The following is a 412-nucleotide window of genomic DNA, read 5'->3' on the forward strand; positions in this document are numbered from 1 at the left end:
CGGTCAATGCCGCCATTGCCAGCCTGCAGAGCATTCAGGAGACCAAGGGCTCGGACATTCAGCAGGATATGATTTTCGTACAGGACTTCATGTCCAAGGTAAGCTCCTACAGCCAGGGTGCTATCAGTGCCATCAGCAAGTCCGGCGACGTGCTTACCTCCATTGCCAGAGGATAGTCTCTGCCGGAGATTTTACGGAATTACTGTCAGGAAGCTCCCGGAGAGGATTCGGGAGTTTTTTTGTTCTCCGGCTTTCTGGAGGCGGGGGAGGCTGCGGTGATCCCGGCAGGTCCTCCGGAGTGCGGAGATGCGCCGCTAAGGAGTTGTGCATAAATAACCTTTACAACTTTTCATAAGTCTAGCCCTATTATGCTATCATGACAATCAACTGTAACGTTGATATCAATGAGGCT

Origin of the sequence: Succinimonas amylolytica DSM 2873 (assembly GCF_000378405.1) — a bacterium.
Taxonomy (GTDB): Bacteria; Pseudomonadota; Gammaproteobacteria; order Enterobacterales; family Succinivibrionaceae; genus Succinimonas; species Succinimonas amylolytica.